14 protein-coding genes are annotated in these 15,752 nt (G+C 60.6%); 6 read left to right on the forward strand and 8 right to left on the reverse strand.

Annotated elements, in window-relative coordinates:
- Positions 1 to 74: 74 nt before the first annotated feature.
- From AC3ITY_RS31530 to AC3ITY_RS31550, 5 genes are all read right to left on the reverse strand, one after another.
- Positions 75 to 1,043, reverse strand: coding sequence for a CDP-6-deoxy-delta-3,4-glucoseen reductase (locus AC3ITY_RS31530; RefSeq protein ID WP_489306770.1), 969 nt, complete (start codon positions 1,041 to 1,043; stop codon positions 75 to 77).
- Entirely contained in the window at positions 1,043 to 2,509 is a 1,467-nt protein-coding gene (gene ubiD / locus AC3ITY_RS31535) for a 4-hydroxy-3-polyprenylbenzoate decarboxylase (RefSeq protein WP_223455437.1), read from the reverse strand. Before ubiD ends, AC3ITY_RS31530 begins: the two co-directional genes overlap by 1 nt.
- 140 nt (positions 2,510 to 2,649) lie before the next feature.
- Complete coding sequence (gene rho / locus AC3ITY_RS31540; protein ID WP_046039047.1) at positions 2,650 to 3,909, reverse strand: transcription termination factor Rho; 1,260 nt, start codon at positions 3,907 to 3,909, stop codon at positions 2,650 to 2,652.
- Between the two features lie 247 nt (positions 3,910 to 4,156).
- Positions 4,157 to 4,486, reverse strand: coding sequence for a thioredoxin TrxA (gene trxA / locus AC3ITY_RS31545; protein ID WP_003206727.1), 330 nt, complete (start codon positions 4,484 to 4,486; stop codon positions 4,157 to 4,159).
- 120 nt (positions 4,487 to 4,606) lie between these two features.
- Positions 4,607 to 5,314 carry a FadR/GntR family transcriptional regulator gene (locus AC3ITY_RS31550; protein WP_223455436.1) on the reverse strand — a complete coding sequence of 236 codons (708 nt, stop codon included), beginning with the start codon at positions 5,312 to 5,314 and terminating at the stop codon, positions 4,607 to 4,609.
- A gap of 256 nt (positions 5,315 to 5,570) precedes the next feature.
- Between AC3ITY_RS31550 and AC3ITY_RS31555 the strand changes: the two genes are divergently transcribed.
- From AC3ITY_RS31555 to ppx, 5 genes are all read left to right on the forward strand, one after another.
- Entirely contained in the window at positions 5,571 to 6,356 is a 786-nt protein-coding gene (locus tag AC3ITY_RS31555; protein WP_046039044.1) for a transporter substrate-binding domain-containing protein, read from the forward strand.
- Between the two features lie 22 nt (positions 6,357 to 6,378).
- Entirely contained in the window at positions 6,379 to 7,047 is a 669-nt protein-coding gene (locus AC3ITY_RS31560) for an amino acid ABC transporter permease (RefSeq protein WP_223455432.1), read from the forward strand.
- Positions 7,044 to 7,694: an amino acid ABC transporter permease gene (locus tag AC3ITY_RS31565; protein WP_007998944.1), complete on the forward strand. Its 651-nt coding sequence runs from the start codon at positions 7,044 to 7,046 to the stop codon at positions 7,692 to 7,694. The genes AC3ITY_RS31560 and AC3ITY_RS31565 overlap by 4 nt, the downstream gene beginning before the upstream one ends.
- Positions 7,681 to 8,418 (forward strand): amino acid ABC transporter ATP-binding protein, encoded by a 738-nt coding sequence (locus AC3ITY_RS31570; RefSeq protein WP_489306772.1) that lies wholly within the window; start codon positions 7,681 to 7,683, stop codon positions 8,416 to 8,418. The genes AC3ITY_RS31565 and AC3ITY_RS31570 overlap by 14 nt, the downstream gene beginning before the upstream one ends.
- A gap of 256 nt (positions 8,419 to 8,674) precedes the next feature.
- Positions 8,675 to 10,177 (forward strand): exopolyphosphatase, encoded by a 1,503-nt coding sequence (ppx, locus tag AC3ITY_RS31575; protein ID WP_489306773.1) that lies wholly within the window; start codon positions 8,675 to 8,677, stop codon positions 10,175 to 10,177.
- A gap of 181 nt (positions 10,178 to 10,358) precedes the next feature.
- Here the strand turns inward: ppx and ppk1 are convergent, their stop codons facing one another.
- Complete coding sequence (ppk1, locus tag AC3ITY_RS31580; RefSeq protein WP_008048668.1) at positions 10,359 to 12,587, reverse strand: polyphosphate kinase 1; 2,229 nt, start codon at positions 12,585 to 12,587, stop codon at positions 10,359 to 10,361.
- 18 nt (positions 12,588 to 12,605) lie between these two features.
- The gene (hemB, locus tag AC3ITY_RS31585) at positions 12,606 to 13,619 is read right to left on the reverse strand and encodes a porphobilinogen synthase (protein ID WP_046039035.1); all 1,014 of its coding nucleotides are present in this window, start codon (positions 13,617 to 13,619) and stop codon (positions 12,606 to 12,608) included.
- A 207-nt stretch (positions 13,620 to 13,826) separates the two neighbouring features.
- On the opposite strand from hemB, the gene AC3ITY_RS31590 reads away from it, so the two are divergent.
- On the forward strand, positions 13,827 to 14,459 hold the full coding sequence (locus AC3ITY_RS31590; protein ID WP_489306776.1) for a DedA family protein: 633 nt from the start codon (positions 13,827 to 13,829) through the stop codon (positions 14,457 to 14,459).
- Here AC3ITY_RS31590 and AC3ITY_RS31595 read toward each other — a convergent pair.
- On the reverse strand, positions 14,440 to 15,675 hold the full coding sequence (locus AC3ITY_RS31595; protein WP_489306778.1) for a sterol desaturase family protein: 1,236 nt from the start codon (positions 15,673 to 15,675) through the stop codon (positions 14,440 to 14,442). The genes AC3ITY_RS31590 and AC3ITY_RS31595 overlap by 20 nt on opposite strands.
- Between the last annotated feature and the right edge of the window lie 77 nt (positions 15,676 to 15,752).

Below are 15,752 nucleotides of genomic sequence, written 5' to 3' on the forward strand. Positions count from 1 at the left end.
ACTGCAAGCGTTATCGTTGACCTCCATCGCGAGCAAGCTCGCTCCTACAGGGGGAGCAGCATCAGGATCCAGGCTCAAGAGCGCGGTGCGTAGGCAAACACATCGGCACGCATCTGGTGAGCGTCCATCCCCGCTTCCACCAGCGCATCCAGCGTGCCGTAGACCATAGCTGGAGAGCCACTGGCGTACACATGCAGCGGCTTGAGGTCAGGGAAGTCTTCACAGACCGCTTCATGCAACATGCCGCAACGCCCTTCCCAACCGCATTGATCACTGACGACCTTGTGCAGGAACAGGTTTGGCAGCTTCAGCCATTCGTCCCAATGCTCGACCTGGTAAAAATCTTCTGGACGACGCACACCCCAATACAGATGCACCGGATGCTTGAAACCCGAGGCCCGGCAATGTTCGATCAGGCCGTGGACCTGGCCCATGCCGGTGCCAGCGGCGATCAGTACGAGGGGACCGTCCGGCAACTCCTCCAGGTGGGTATCGCCAAACGGCAACTCGACCCGCACCATGCTGTTGCGCTGGAGCTGTTCGATCAGGCTCAGCGCACTGGATTCGCGCGCCAGTATGTGGATTTCCAGGTCGCGCCCAGCATGTGGTGCCGAGGCGAGGGAGAATGCGGACTTTTCGCCGTTCTCGCGTTCGATCATCAGGTACTGGCCGGCGTGATAGCGCGGCGGTTTGCCAGCCGGAGCCCGCAGACGCACGCGCCAGGTGTCGCCGCCCACGTCCTTGCACTCAATGACCTGACACGACACGCTGCGCACCGGCAGTTCTCCCAACGCGAGCACGCCATCCCACAGCACGATGCAGTCTTCCAGCGGCTCCGCTATGCAAGTGTAGAACTCGCCATGATCACGCACATTGCCGGCCTGCTCGACCCGGCCTTCCACCAGCAGCGCCGCGCACACGTGGCAATTGCCGTTGCGGCAGCTTTGCGGGCATTCGTAGCCCAGACGTCGTGCGCCATCGAGAATCCGCTCGCCGGGCAATATCTCAAGCACTGCTCCGGAGGGCTGCAAGGTTACACGCATCAATCTATTCCTAACTGATTCCAGATGGCATCGATCCGCTGGGTCACGGCATCGTCCTTGACGATGACCCGGCCCCACTCGCGGGTAGTTTCGCCCGGCCATTTATGTGTGGCATCGAGGCCCATTTTCGACCCCAAGCCGGACACCGGCGAAGCGAAGTCGAGGTAGTCGATCGGCGTATTGTCAATCATCACCGTGTCGCGCTTGGGGTCCATGCGCGTGGTGATGGCCCAGATCACGTCGTTCCAGTCCCGGGCGTTGATATCGTCGTCGGTGACGATAACGAACTTGGTGTACATGAACTGTCGCAAAAACGACCAGACACCCAGCATTACCCGCTTGGCGTGGCCCGGGTACGACTTTTTCATGGTCACGATGGCCATGCGGTACGAGCAACCTTCGGGCGGCAGGTAGAAATCGGTGATCTCCGGGAACTGCTTCTGCAGGATCGGCACGAACACTTCGTTCAACGCCACGCCGAGAATCGCCGGCTCATCCGGCGGACGGCCGGTGTAGGTGCTGTGGTAGATCGGCTTGATCCGGTGGGTGATGCGCTCGACGGTGAACACCGGGAAACTGTCGACTTCGTTGTAGTAACCGGTGTGGTCGCCGTACGGGCCTTCATCGGCCATTTCGCCCGGATGGATCACGCCTTCGAGGATGATTTCGGCGGTGGCCGGCACTTGCAGATCGTTGCCACGGCACTTCACCAGTTCGGTACGGTTGCCACGCAACAGGCCGGCGAAGGCGTACTCGGAGAGGCTATCGGGCACCGGCGTCACAGCGCCGAGAATGGTCGCCGGGTCAGCGCCCAGCGCCACGGCCACCGGGAACGGCTGGCCCGGGTGCTTTTCGCACCACTCGCGATAATCCAGCGCGCCGCCACGGTGGCTGAGCCAACGCATGATGACCTTGTTGCGACCAATCACTTGCTGACGGTAGATACCGAGGTTCTGTCGGTCCTTGTTCGGCCCTTTGGTGACGGTCAGGCCCCAGGTGATCAGCGGAGCGACATCGCCCGGCCAGCAGGTCTGTACCGGCAGCGTCGAAAGGTCGACATCGTCACCTTCAACGACCACTTCCTGGCAGATCGCATCTTTGACCACCTTGGGCGCCATCGAGATGATCTTGCGGAAGATCGGCAGCTTGGACCAGGCGTCCTTCAGGCCTTTCGGCGGCTCGGGTTCCTTGAGGAACGCCAGCAGCTTGCCGATTTCGCGCAGTTCGCTGACCGCCTCGGCGCCCATGCCCAGCGCCACCCGCTCGGGGGTACCGAACAGGTTGCCGAGCACGGGGATGTCATAGCCGGTGGGCTTTTCGAAAAGCAGGGCCGGGCCCTTGGCGCGCAAGGTACGGTCGCAGACCTCGGTCATTTCGAGTACTGGGGACACCGGAACCTGGATGCGCTTGAGTTCGCCGCGCTGTTCCAGACCGCTGATAAAGTCGCGCAAGTCGCGATACTGCATGCGTGAGCCTCGTGTTGGCCGTGGCGTTCGGGGCAGGCAGTTTAGCGCCGAACCCTTCGGTTCAGAACCATGAACTGCCGCCTGAGCAAAAATCAGATAACAAAAAGCCGGGTTTCCCCGGCTCTTTGTGCCTGTTCGACTTACTTGCGTTTCATCGACAGGAAGAACTCATCGTTGGTCTTGGTCGTTTTCAGCTTGTCGACCAGGAACTCGATGGCAGCGACTTCATCCATAGGATGCAGCAGCTTGCGCAGAATCCACATGCGCTGCAGCTCGTCGTCGGCAGTCAGCAACTCTTCGCGGCGGGTACCGGAACGGTTGATGTTGATGGCCGGGAAGACGCGCTTTTCAGCGATACGACGATCCAGCGGCAGTTCCATGTTGCCGGTGCCTTTGAATTCCTCGTAGATCACTTCGTCCATCTTCGAGCCGGTTTCTACCAGCGCGGTGGCGATGATGGTCAGCGAGCCGCCTTCTTCGATGTTCCGCGCGGCGCCGAAGAAACGCTTCGGTTTCTCCAGGGCGTGGGCATCGACACCACCGGTCAGTACCTTGCCGGAGCTCGGGATCACGGTGTTGTAGGCACGTGCCAAACGGGTGATCGAGTCGAGCAGGATCACCACGTCTTTCTTATGCTCGACCAGGCGCTTGGCCTTCTCGATCACCATTTCAGCAACCTGCACGTGGCGGGTTGGCGGCTCATCGAACGTCGAGGCAACCACTTCGCCGCGCACGGTGCGCTGCATTTCGGTTACTTCTTCCGGGCGTTCGTCGATCAGCAGCACGATCAGGTGAACTTCAGGGTTGTTACGCGCAATGTTCGCGGCAATGTTCTGCAGCATGATCGTCTTGCCGGCTTTCGGCGGTGCAACGATCAGACCGCGCTGGCCTTTACCGATCGGGGCGCACAGGTCGATGACACGACCGGTCAAGTCTTCGGTGGAACCGTTACCGGCTTCCATTTTCATGCGCACGGTCGGGAACAGCGGGGTCAGGTTCTCGAAGAGAATCTTGTTTTTCGCGTTTTCCGGACGGTCGTAGTTGATCGTGTCGACCTTGAGCAGCGCGAAATAACGCTCGCCTTCCTTTGGAGGGCGGATCTTGCCAACGATGGTGTCACCGGTGCGCAAGTTGAAACGACGGATCTGGCTCGGCGAGACGTAGATATCGTCTGGGCCGGCGAGATAGGAAGCGTCAGCGGAGCGCAGGAAGCCGAAGCCGTCCTGGAGAATCTCCAGCACGCCATCACCGGAGATTTCCTCACCGCTTTTCGCGTGCTTCTTGAGCAGGGAGAAAATCACGTCCTGCTTGCGCGAACGGGCCATATTTTCTATGCCCATCTGTTCGGCCAATTCGAGCAGTTCGGTAATCGGCTTTTGCTTGAGTTCAGTCAGATTCATATAGGAATGACGTAATCATTTATGGAGGGGGGAAATTAAGCTTTTGGCTTAATGAGGCCGCGCCGCAGAGAAGGCGACAGGATCGCGTACTTATTCGAAAAGGAGTGCGTCGGCGACGGCTAGCAGGGGGCAATGGAGAAACCAGTGCGGGGCCGAATGTACCACCTGAGTTTAGGAGCGTCTAGCCCTGAATACGCAAAAAGCCCCGCTATTTGCGGGGCTTTTTCAGGATACTTCGCAGCGACGCTTAGATGTTGGCGTCGAGGAAGGCAGCCAGTTGCGACTTCGACAGTGCGCCGACCTTGGTCGCTTCAACGTTGCCGTTCTTGAACAGCATCAGGGTCGGGATACCGCGCACGCCATGCTTGGCCGGGGTTTCCTGGTTTTCGTCGATGTTCAGCTTGGCAACGGTCAGCTTGCCTTTGTAAGTCTCGGCAATTTCGTCCAGAACCGGAGCGATCATTTTGCAAGGGCCGCACCATTCAGCCCAGTAGTCGACCAGTACAGCGCCTTCGGCCTTGAGTACGTCGGCCTCGAAGCTAGCGTCGCTAACGTGTTTGATAAGATCGCTGCTCATGGAATTCTCCAGGTTGTAAGCAAAAAAACGTGGCCCATCATAGCGGTCCTTCCCTCGTTCAGGAAGGTGCAGATGATTGAGTCTCGCTATGGTGATTCATGAGTTTGGGTATAGCTCAGGTCATGAAGTGACGGGAGCGATGAACGCGATTCCGGTACGCAACGCGGCATTGCGCACGTGCTCTTGCATGGCCTTTTGCGCGGCGCCAGACGCTCGGCGAGCCAGCGCACGAAGAATTTTGCGGTGCTCCTGCCAGGTTTCCATGGCCCGCTCGACCCGGATGAACGGTAGTTTCTGGCTCTCCAGGAAGATGTCGGCGCTGGCGGTCAGGATGCTCAGCATCGCCTGATTGCCGCTGGCCAGCAGGATGCGGCGGTGGAATTCGAAATCCAGGCGGGCCGCGGCTTCGAAGTCGCCGGACTTCAGTTCGTTGCGCATGGCGGCGACATTGTCTTCCAGCACATCGAGTTCGTCGGTACTCAAGGTTACGGCCGCCAACCCCGCCGCAAAACCTTCCAGCGCATAGCGCAGCTGAAAGATATCCAGCGGCGAAGCCTGTGCCGCGAACGGCCAGCCCGGCGCTGCATCGCCTCGCGACAACTCCACCGGCGATTGCACGAACACGCCTTTGCCCGGCTGGATGCTGATGACGCCCAGCGCACTCAGCGATGACAACGCCTCGCGCAACGATGCCCGACTGACCCCCAATTGCACCGCCAGGTCCCGTTGCGAGGGCAAGGCATCCCCCGGCCCGAAGCCTTGTTCGGTAATCAGTTTACGGATAGCTTGCAGCGCCACTTCAGGTACGGCGCGGGAGATCGAGTTCATGGTTTTCCAGACGAACCAGGCCAATGTGCGCTCAGTTGTAAAGCTATTCGCGACGCCCGGCAAGTCGTGCCCCATGGGGGTTCGGTGATTTTCACGGCTGCGCCATCGGGGTGCGAAACACAACTTGACTGTTCAGACCAGTAAGACCGTGCGCCGCCAGCAAAACCGCGCTCTGGCGCCCCCAAAACCCTATGTTGGCATGGCCCATGCTCTGTCGATCCGCAGAAATCACTTCTTGCCGATTCGGAGATTTGCCATGACCCAGCGTTACAGCGCCCTCCTCGCAGCCTTGTTCGCCAGCCTGATGCTGAGCCAGGCACCCGCCCACGCCGACGGTCTGGAGGATGTGGTCAAGCGCGGCGTCCTCAAGGTGGCCGTGCCCCAGGACTTCCCGCCCTTCGGTTCGGTCGGCCCGGACATGAAACCCCGCGGCCTCGATATCGACACCGCGAAACTGCTGGCCGACCAGCTCAAGGTCAAACTCGAACTGACCCCGGTCAACAGCACCAACCGCATCCCGTTCCTCACCACCGGCAAGGTCGACCTGGTGATCTCCAGCCTCGGCAAGAACCCGGAACGCGAAAAAGTCATCGACTTCTCCCGTGCCTACGCGCCGTTCTACCTCGCCGTATTCGGTCCACCAGACGCCGACATCAAAGGTCTGGACGATCTCAAGGGCAAGACCATCAGCGTCACCCGTGGTGCCATCGAAGACATCGAGCTGACCAAGGTCGCTCCCGAAGGAGTGACCATCAAGCGTTTCGAAGACAACAACTCGACCATCGCCGCGTACCTGGCCGGGCAGGTCGACCTGATCGCCAGCGGCAACGTGGTGATGGTCGCGATCAGCGAGAAGAGCCCGAAACGCGTGCCGGCGCTGAAAGTGAAGCTCAAGGATTCGCCGGTCTACGTCGGCGTCAACAAGAACGAGCCGGCGCTGCTGGACAAGGTCAACCAGATCCTCGTGACCGCCAAGACTGACGGCGCGCTGGAAAAGAACGCCCTGACCTGGCTGAAAGAACCGTTGCCGGCCGATCTCTGATTCGGCGCGCTGGAGACGTTTTATGGCTTATCAGTTCGATTTCCTGCCGGTGGTGAACAACACCGATCTGTTGCTGCGCGGTGCGTTGTTCACCCTTGAGCTGACCGTCATCGGCGCTGTGCTCGGCGTGGGGCTGGGCATCGTCGGGGCGCTGGTGCGGGCGTGGAACATCCGGCCTTTCGCGGGGATTTTCGCGGTCTACGTCGAGTTGATCCGCAACACGCCATTTCTGGTGCAGTTGTTTTTCATCTTCTTCGGCTTGCCGTCCCTGGGCGTGCAGATTTCCGAATGGCAGGCGGCGGTGCTGGCGATGGTGATCAACCTCGGCGCCTATTCCACCGAGATCATCCGCGCAGGCATCCAGGCGATCCCCCGGGGTCAGCTGGAAGCCGCGGCGGCACTGGCGATGACGCGTTTCGAAGCATTCCGCCATGTGGTGCTGCTGCCAGCATTGGGCAAAGTCTGGCCGGCCCTGAGCAGCCAGATCATCATCGTCATGCTCGGTTCGGCAGTCTGCTCGCAAATCGCCACCGAAGAGCTGAGCTTCGCCGCCAACTTCATTCAATCGCGCAACTTCCGCGCTTTTGAAACCTACGCCCTAACCACGCTGCTGTACCTGTGCATGGCGCTGCTGATCCGCCAGTTGCTGAACTGGATCGGCCACCGGTTCATTGCAAGGAGCAGCCGATGAGCGACTTCACCTTCTGGGACATCGTGCGCAACCTGCTCACGGGCCTGCAATGGACCTTGGCGCTGTCGCTGGTGGCGTTCGTTGGCGGCGGACTGATTGGCTTGCTGATCATGGTCATGCGCATCTCGGACAAATCCCTGCCGCGCAGTTTCGCCCGCACTTACATCGAACTGTTCCAGGGCACACCGCTATTGATGCAGCTGTTCCTGGTGTTTTTCGGCGTGGCATTGGCCGGGATAGAGATTTCGCCGTGGATGGCGGCGGCGATTGCACTGACGTTGTTCACCAGTGCCTATCTGGCGGAGATCTGGCGCGGTTGCGTCGATTCGATTCCCAACGGTCAGTGGGAGGCCTCATCGAGCCTGGCGCTGAACCCGCTGGAACAATTGCGCCATGTGATCCTGCCCCAGGCGTTGCGCATCGCCGTGGCGCCGACCGTGGGCTTCTCGGTGCAAGTGGTCAAAGGCACCGCCGTCACCTCGATCATCGGCTTCACCGAGCTGACCAAGACCGGCGGCATGCTCGCCAACGCCACCTTCGAACCTTTCATGGTCTACGGCCTCGTCGCCCTCGGCTACTTCCTGCTCTGCTACCCCTTGTCGCTCAGTGCGCGATACCTGGAAAGGAGACTGCATGCCTCTGCTTAGAATTTCCGCCCTGCATAAATACTACGGCGATCACCATGTGCTCAAAGGCATCGACCTGAGCATCGAGGAAGGCCAGGTGGTGGCAATCATCGGCCGTAGTGGCTCGGGCAAGTCCACCTTGCTGCGCACACTCAACGGCCTGGAGTCGATCAACGACGGCGTGATCGAAGTCGACGGCGAGTACCTCGACGCCGCCCGCGCCGATCTGCGCAGCCTGCGGCAGAAAGTCGGCATGGTGTTCCAACAGTTCAACCTGTTCCCGCACCTGACCGTCGGCGAGAACGTCATGCTCGCGCCGCAAGTGGTGCAGAAAGTACCGAAAGCCAAGGCCGCCGAACTGGCGCGGCAGATGCTGGAGCGGGTCGGGCTAGGGGAGAAATTCGATGCTTTCCCGGATCGCTTGTCCGGCGGGCAGCAACAGCGGGTGGCGATTGCCCGGGCACTGGCAATGTCGCCGAAAGTTTTGCTTTGTGACGAAATCACCTCGGCGCTGGACCCGGAACTGGTCAATGAAGTGCTGAGCGTGGTCCGGCAACTGGCTAGGGAAGGCATGACGCTGATCATGGTCACCCACGAAATGCGCTTCGCCCGGGAGGTTGGGGATAAGTTGGTGTTCATGCACCAGGGCAAGGTGCATGAGGTTGGGGATCCGAAAGTACTGTTCGCCAACCCGCAGACGGCGGAGCTGGCGAATTTCATCGGGACGGTAGAGGCGACGGGCTGAAGATCATCGGTGCTAATGACGCCGCCTTCGCGGGCAAGTCGGACCGCCGCACCGCCGCTCCCACAGGGTCTTCTGTTGAAATACGATTGCGTATTCGCTGCAAAAACCTGTGGGAGCGGGCTTGCCCGCGAAGAGGCCAGTGGCCGCACCACTAGAGCCCCGTGGTAAAAGATCGCAGCCTTCGGCAGCTCCTACGCGTTGGCGGCAGCCTTTGATCGTGGCACGATGTCGAGGTTATCGACCGAGACCCCTGACCATGCCGCAATCCCAAGCCAAGAATCTGTCCCTGATCGCCGCAATCGACCTGGGCTCCAACAGCTTTCACATGGTCGTGGCCAAGTCCCAGAACGACGAGATCCGTATTCTCGAGCGCCTCGGGGAGAAGGTTCAGCTGGCCGCTGGCATCGACGAAGATCGTCATCTCAACGAAGAATCGATGCAGCGCGGGCTCGACTGCCTCAAGCGCTTCGCCCAACTGATCAGCGGTATGCCCACCGGCGCCGTTCGCATCGTCGGCACCAACGCCTTGCGTGAAGCCCGCAACCGCGCCGAATTCATCCGTCGCGCCGAAGAAATTCTCGGCCACCCGGTGGAAGTCATTTCCGGCCGTGAAGAAGCGCGCCTGATCTACCTCGGCGTGTCCCACACCCTCGCCGACACCCCGGGCAAGCGCCTGGTGGCCGACATCGGCGGCGGCAGTACCGAATTCATCATTGGCCAGCGCTTCGAACCGCTGCTGCGCGAAAGCCTGCAGATGGGTTGCGTCAGCTACACCCAGCGCTATTTCAAGGACGGCAAGATCACCCCGGCCCGTTACGCCCAGGCGTACACCGCGGCACGGCTGGAGATCATGAGCATCGAACACGCCCTGCACCGCCTGACCTGGGATGAAGCCATCGGTTCCTCGGGCACCATCCGCGCCATCGGTCTGGCGCTGAAGGCTGGCGGCCATGGTACCGGCGAGGTCAACGCCGAAGGCCTGGCCTGGCTCAAGCGCAAACTGATCAAGATGGGCGACGTCGAAAAAATCGATTTCGAAGGCATCAAACCGGATCGCCGGGCGATTTTCCCGGCCGGCCTGGCGATCCTCGAAGCGATCTTCGACGCCCTCGAACTGCAACGCATGGATCACTGCGAAGGCGCCCTGCGCGAAGGCGTGCTCTATGACCTGCTGGGCCGCCATCATCACGAAGACGTACGCGAGCGCACCCTCACTTCGCTGATGGAGCGCTACCACGTCGATCAGGAACAGGCGGTACGGGTCGAGCGCAAGGCGCTGCATGCGTTCGACCAGGTGGCGGAGGATTGGGATCTGGAAGACGGCGTCTGGCGCGAACTGCTCGGCTGGGCGGCCAAGGTCCATGAAGTGGGTCTGGACATCGCTCACTACCAGTACCACAAGCACGGTGCCTACCTGATCGAGCATTCGGACCTCGCCGGGTTCTCCCGCGAAGACCAGTTGATGCTCGCGCTGCTGGTACGCGGTCACCGCCGCAACATTCCCAAGGACAGGTTCGCCGATTTCGGCGACGACGGCATCAAGCTGATTCGCCTGTGCGCGCTGCTGCGCTTTGCGATCCTGTTCCACCACATCCGTGGCACCCAGCAAATGCCCCAAGTGGAGCTGAACGCCCATGGCAACAGCCTGGAAGTGGTGTTCCCGGAAAACTGGCTGAACGAAAACCAGCTGACCCAGGCCGACTTCGAAATTGAAGCGCAATGGCTGACCCGGGTCGACATCGTGTTGAGCGCTCGCTAGAGCCCCTGTAGGAGCGAGCTTGCTCGCGAAAAACCTGAGGGCAACGCGTTTATCCAGGTAGTACGCATAATCGTTCACGTCCATCGTCGGATCGCCGCCCGGAGCAAGCTCGCTCCTACAGTGGGCAGTGCATGAAAAAGGGCGATCCATTTGGATCGCCCTTTTTTCTGCCTGATCCGTGTCAACGAACAGCCAGTATCGGACTACCCAAACGCTCCAGCAATGTCGCCTGGGCGCTGCGTGGGTTCTGGTTGCCGGTCGGCGTGTTACGGATGTAACGACCGTCCGACTGCAGGCTCCAGCTGTGGGTGTTATCGGTCAGATACAACTCCAGCTCTTTCTTGACCCGCATGATCAGCTTCTTGCCTTCCACCGGGAAGCAAGTCTCGACGCGCTTGTCGAGGTTGCGTTCCATCCAGTCGGCACTGGAGAGGAACATCTGCTCGTCGCCACCGTTGAGGAAGTAGAAGACCCGGGTGTGTTCCAGGAAGCGGCCAATGATCGAACGCACATGGATGTTGTGGGAAACCCCGGCAATGCCCGGCCGCAGGCAGCACATGCCACGCACCACCAGATCGATGCGCACGCCAGACTGGCTGGCCTTGTACAACGCGCGGATGATCTTCGGATCGGTCAGCGAGTTGAACTTGGCGATGATGTGCGCCGGTTTGCCGTCGAGGGCGAACTGGGTTTCGCGGGCAATCATGTCGAGCATGCCCTTTTTCAGGGTGAACGGCGCATGCAGCAGCTTCTTCATGCGCAGCGTTTTACCCATGCCGATCAACTGGCTGAACAGTTTGCCGACGTCTTCGCACAAGGCGTCGTCGGAGGTCAGCAGGCTGTAGTCGGTGTACAGGCGGGCGTTGCCGGCGTGGTAGTTACCCGTACCGAGGTGTGCGTAACGCACGATTTCACCGGCCTCGCGACGCAAAATCAGCATCATCTTGGCGTGGGTCTTGAAGCCGACCACACCGTAGATCACCACCGCACCGGCCGCTTGCAGACGGCTGGCCAGTTGCAGGTTGGACTCTTCGTCGAACCGCGCACGCAGTTCGATCACCGCAGTCACTTCCTTGCCGTTACGCGCCGCATCCACCAGCGCATCGACGATTTCCGAGTTGGCGCCGGAACGGTACAAGGTCTGGCGCACCGCCAGCACGTGCGGGTCCTTGGCGGCCTGGCGCAGCAGGTCGACCACCGGGGTGAACGACTCGAACGGGTGCAGCAGCAGGATGTCCTGCTTGCTGATCACGCTGAAAATGTTCTCGCTGTTCTGCAGCAGTTTCGGAATCTGCGGGGTGAACGGCAGGTATTGCAGCTCGCGCTGACTGTCCAGGCCGGTGATGCTGAACAGCCGCGTCAGGTTCACCGGACCGTTGACCTGATACAACTCCGTCTCGCTCAGGTTGAATTGCTTAAGCAGGTAGTCGGACAGGTGTTTCGGGCACGTGTCGGCCACTTCCAGACGCACTGCATCGCCATAGCGACGGGAGAACAGTTCGCCGCGCAAGGCGCGGGCCAGGTCTTCGACGTCTTCAGAGTCCAGCGCCAGGTCGGCGTTCCGGGTCAGGCGGAACTGGTAGCAGCCCTTGACCTTCATGCCCTGGAACAGGTCATCGGCGTGAGCGTGAATCATCGACGACAGGAATACATAGTTGTCGCCAGCGCCACCGACTTCTTCCGGCACCTTGATGATGCGCGGCAGCAGGCGTGGCGCCGGGATGATCGCCAGACCGGAATCGCGGCCAAAGGCGTCGATGCCTTCGAGCTCGACGATGAAGTTCAGGCTCTTGTTCACCAGCAACGGGAACGGGTGCGTCGGGTCGAGGCCGATCGGGGTGATGATCGGTGCGATCTCGTCACGGAAATAGCGGCGGACCCAGGTCTTGAGCTTGGTCGTCCAGTTACGGCGACGGATGAAGCGGACCTGATGTTTTTCCAGCTCCGGCAACAGAATGTCGTTGAGGATCGCGTACTGGCGATCGACGTGACCGTGGACCAGTTCGCTGATGCGCGCCAGCGCCTGATGCGGTTGCAGACCATCGGCGCCGGCCTGTTCACGGGCGAAGGTGATCTGCTTCTTGAGGCCGGCGACACGAATCTCGAAGAACTCGTCCAGGTTGCTGGAGAAGATCAACAGAAACTTCAGCCGCTCCAGCAATGGATAGGACTCGTCCAGCGCCTGCTCCAGCACGCGGATGTTGAACTGCAGTTGCGAGAGCTCGCGGTGGATGTACAGGCTGCTGTCATCCAGGCCGGGAATGGCCAGCGCTGGCGCTGGCGCTGTCACTGCGGTTTCGACGACCGCCGCGGGCGGAGCTGGTTCCAGCTCCGGCGGGGTCTCGTCGACTTGCTCCACCACAGGTTGAGCGTCTTTTACGGCAACTTCAGTGAGTACTTCGGTATTCATCGAATGTTCCTGGGAGGGCTATTTTTGCTCTCGTAACAATTGAGCAGCACGAACGGCAAAGTACGTCAGGATGCCATCAGCCCCTGCACGTTTGAAAGCGGTCAGGGACTCGAGGATAACCCCTTCGCTCAACCAGCCATTCTGGATCGCCGCCATGTGCATGGCGTATTCGCCGCTGACTTGATAAACAAACGTCGGCACTTTGAATTCTTCTTTTACCCGGCACAGGATGTCCAGGTACGGCATGCCTGGCTTGACCATGACCATGTCTGCACCTTCTGACAAGTCCGCCGCCACTTCGTGCAGGGCTTCGTTGCTGTTGGCCGGGTCCATCTGATAGGAGGCCTTGTTGGCCTTGCCCAGGTTCAGCGCCGAACCGACCGCATCGCGGAACGGGCCGTAGTAGGCGCTGGCGTACTTGGCCGAGTACGCCATGATCCGCACGTTGACGTGACCGGCCACTTCGAGGGCTTCGCGGATCGCCTGGATGCGACCGTCCATCATGTCCGATGGTGCCACGACCTGAGCGCCGGCTTCGGCGTGGGACAGGGCTTGCCTGACCAGTGCGTCGACGGTGATGTCGTTCTGCACGTAGCCTTCTTCATCAAGAATGCCGTCCTGGCCGTGGGTGGTGAACGGGTCCAGGGCAACGTCGGTGATCACGCCCAGCTCAGGGAATCGTGCACGCAGCGCACGGGTCGCACGTTGGGCGATGCCTTCGGGGTTCCACGCTTCGGCGGCGTCCAGGGACTTGAGTTCCGCGGGTGTCACCGGGAACAGCGCCAGCGCCGGAATCCCCAGCTCGACCCACTTGGCCGCTTCTTCCAGCAACAGGTCGATGGTCAGGCGTTCGACGCCCGGCATCGAGGCCACCGCTTCGCGACGGTTTTCACCGTCCAGCACGAATACCGGCAGGATCAGGTCATCGACGGTCAGGACGTTTTCACGGACCAGACGACGCGAGAAGTCGTCACGACGGTTGCGGCGCAGGCGGGTTGCGGGGAACAAGCGATTGGCGGGGGTAAAGCTCACGGCAGACTCCTGAGCCCGCGCTTACGGGCGAGCGTGACAGTTATAAGCGGCCATTATGACGAACGTATTACAGTTATGTGCACGCTGCGACAGGTAGCCGCATTCCATTGTCCTTGTAGGAAATGTTCACGTCGAGACACATTTGGACACTTTCCTGAATGTGTCCGAAGGGTTAGGCTGCGCGTTCATTTCGCCAGCACCCAGACAATGCTCCAACAATTTCTGCATGACTTCGGCTACTTTGCCCTTTTTCTAGGCACGTTCTTCGAAGGCGAAACCATTCTGGTACTCGCGGGCTTCCTCGCGTTCCGTGGATACATGGACATCAACCTGGTGGTGGTCGTGGCCTTCTTCGGCAGCTATGCCGGCGACCAGCTGTGGTATTTCCTGGGGCGCAAGCACGGCCGCAAGCTGCTGGCGCGAAAACCGCGCTGGCAGATGATGGGTGACCGGGCGCTGGAACACATTCGCAAGCACCCGGACATCTGGGTACTGAGTTTCCGCTTCGTTTACGGTTTGCGCACGGTGATGCCGGTGGCCATCGGGCTGTCAGGCTATCCGCCGGGCCGTTACCTGCTGCTCAACGGAATTGGTGCAGCGATCTGGGCCGCAGCCCTGGCGGCGGCCGCGTACCATTTCGGCGCAGTGCTCGAAGGCATGCTCGGCAGTGTGAAGAAGTACGAACTCTGGGTGCTCGGTGCACTGCTGGTCCTGGGCTTCGTGCTGTGGCTGCGCCGGCGCTTCAAGAATGCCCGCCTGGCCAAGCAGGTCTACGCCGACGAACAAGCCCTGAAGGCCGAGCGAACCAAGGCCGAAGGCCCTACGACGCCAGCCGAGTGATACGATCTCTGCAACAGTAGAGACCGATGCCGCTCAACAGACTGTAACTGAGCAGGCCGACCCAGCCCACCGCGCTGGCCGGCCACAGCCCCACCATCGGGGCCAGCCATACCAATGGCAGATTCGACGCCAGCCGCACCAGCTCCAGCTTCAACGCCCACGGGCGATTCTCCAGGGCCACGCCCAGCACAAACAGACCGAACGCCACCACTCCCCAGCCCAAGACCAGGGCGGCGACTGGCAGCTTCGGTTCAAGATTCATCAAGTAGCTGCCCAGTGCGATATAGACGCAGAACTGCAACAGCACGTAGAGCTGCTGGCGCCCGTCCAGCGCCACCTCGAATTTGCGAAACTGACTCAGGTCCGGCTTATTCATCGGGTATCTGGCCGCCACGTCCGCCGGGCGCCAGCCGGTGCGCATGAACCAGATCCGCAGCTTGTCCCAGGTGCTTTCGGCACGCCGCGCATCTGCCCACAACTGCGCGTAGAACTGCACGTTCGCCCACACAGGATTCCAGCTCGCCAGCGGCGTGGTCACGCCGAAGATCACCGGTTCGTTGTCGTCTTCTTCCTGGAACGAGCCGAACAGGCGGTCCCAGATAATGAACACACCGCCGTAGTTGCGATCCATGTAGAGAGCGTTCTGTGCATGGTGAGCCCGATGATTGGACGGCGTGACAAAGAACCATTCGAGCCAGCCAAGCTTGGGAATGTGCCGCGTGTGCACCCAGAACTGGTAGAGCAGGTTCAGCGCCGCGACGCTGACGAACACCAGCAGCGGCACACCGGACACCGCCATCGGCAGATAGAAGATCCAGCTCAACAGGAAGCCGGTACTGGTCTGGCGCAACGCCGTGGACAGGTTGTAGTCCTCGCTCTGGTGATGCACCGAATGGGCGGCCCAGAGAATGTTGCGCTCGTGGCCCATGCGGTGCAGCCAGTAGTAGCAGAAGTCGTAGAAGACAAAGGCAAACACCCAGGTCCAGATGCTGTCGGCCGACAGTTCGAACAGCGCCAGGTGCTTGAGGGCAAAGGCATAGGTCGCCAGACCCACACCCTTGGTCAACAGGCCCGTGGTGGTCGACAGCACGCCGGTGCTGATGCTGTTGATCGCGTCCGCCACCCGATAATTGCTCACCCCGCGCCAACGGTCGGCCAGCAGCTCGACGGCGATCAGCACAAAGAAGAACGGCACCGCATACAGAATGAAGTCCATGACGCGCCCTGATCGGAATCTTGAGGACAGATGCTATGTGTAGCCGTGAATTAACCCTATGGCAACGAGTGACAAAT

It is taken from the genome of Pseudomonas sp. GL_091 (assembly GCF_057837725.1).

Excerpts from the sequence above, each read along its gene's own strand:
- AC3ITY_RS31530 (WP_489306770.1), bottom strand. The coding sequence starts at position 1,043 with ATGCGTGTAACCTTGCAGCCCTCCGGAGCAGTGCTTGAGATATTGCCC.
- ubiD (WP_223455437.1), bottom strand. The coding sequence starts at position 2,509 with ATGCAGTATCGCGACTTGCGCGACTTTATCAGCGGTCTGGAACAGCGC.
- rho (WP_046039047.1), bottom strand. The coding sequence starts at position 3,909 with ATGAATCTGACTGAACTCAAGCAAAAGCCGATTACCGAACTGCTCGAA.
- trxA (WP_003206727.1), bottom strand. The coding sequence starts at position 4,486 with ATGAGCAGCGATCTTATCAAACACGTTAGCGACGCTAGCTTCGAGGCC.
- AC3ITY_RS31550 (WP_223455436.1), bottom strand. The coding sequence starts at position 5,314 with ATGAACTCGATCTCCCGCGCCGTACCTGAAGTGGCGCTGCAAGCTATC.
- AC3ITY_RS31555 (WP_046039044.1), top strand. The coding sequence starts at position 5,571 with ATGACCCAGCGTTACAGCGCCCTCCTCGCAGCCTTGTTCGCCAGCCTG.
- AC3ITY_RS31560 (WP_223455432.1), top strand. The coding sequence starts at position 6,379 with ATGGCTTATCAGTTCGATTTCCTGCCGGTGGTGAACAACACCGATCTG.
- AC3ITY_RS31565 (WP_007998944.1), top strand. The coding sequence starts at position 7,044 with ATGAGCGACTTCACCTTCTGGGACATCGTGCGCAACCTGCTCACGGGC.
- AC3ITY_RS31570 (WP_489306772.1), top strand. The coding sequence starts at position 7,681 with ATGCCTCTGCTTAGAATTTCCGCCCTGCATAAATACTACGGCGATCAC.
- ppx (WP_489306773.1), top strand. The coding sequence starts at position 8,675 with ATGCCGCAATCCCAAGCCAAGAATCTGTCCCTGATCGCCGCAATCGAC.
- ppk1 (WP_008048668.1), bottom strand. The coding sequence starts at position 12,587 with ATGAATACCGAAGTACTCACTGAAGTTGCCGTAAAAGACGCTCAACCT.
- AC3ITY_RS31590 (WP_489306776.1), top strand. The coding sequence starts at position 13,827 with ATGCTCCAACAATTTCTGCATGACTTCGGCTACTTTGCCCTTTTTCTA.
- AC3ITY_RS31595 (WP_489306778.1), bottom strand. The coding sequence starts at position 15,675 with ATGGACTTCATTCTGTATGCGGTGCCGTTCTTCTTTGTGCTGATCGCC.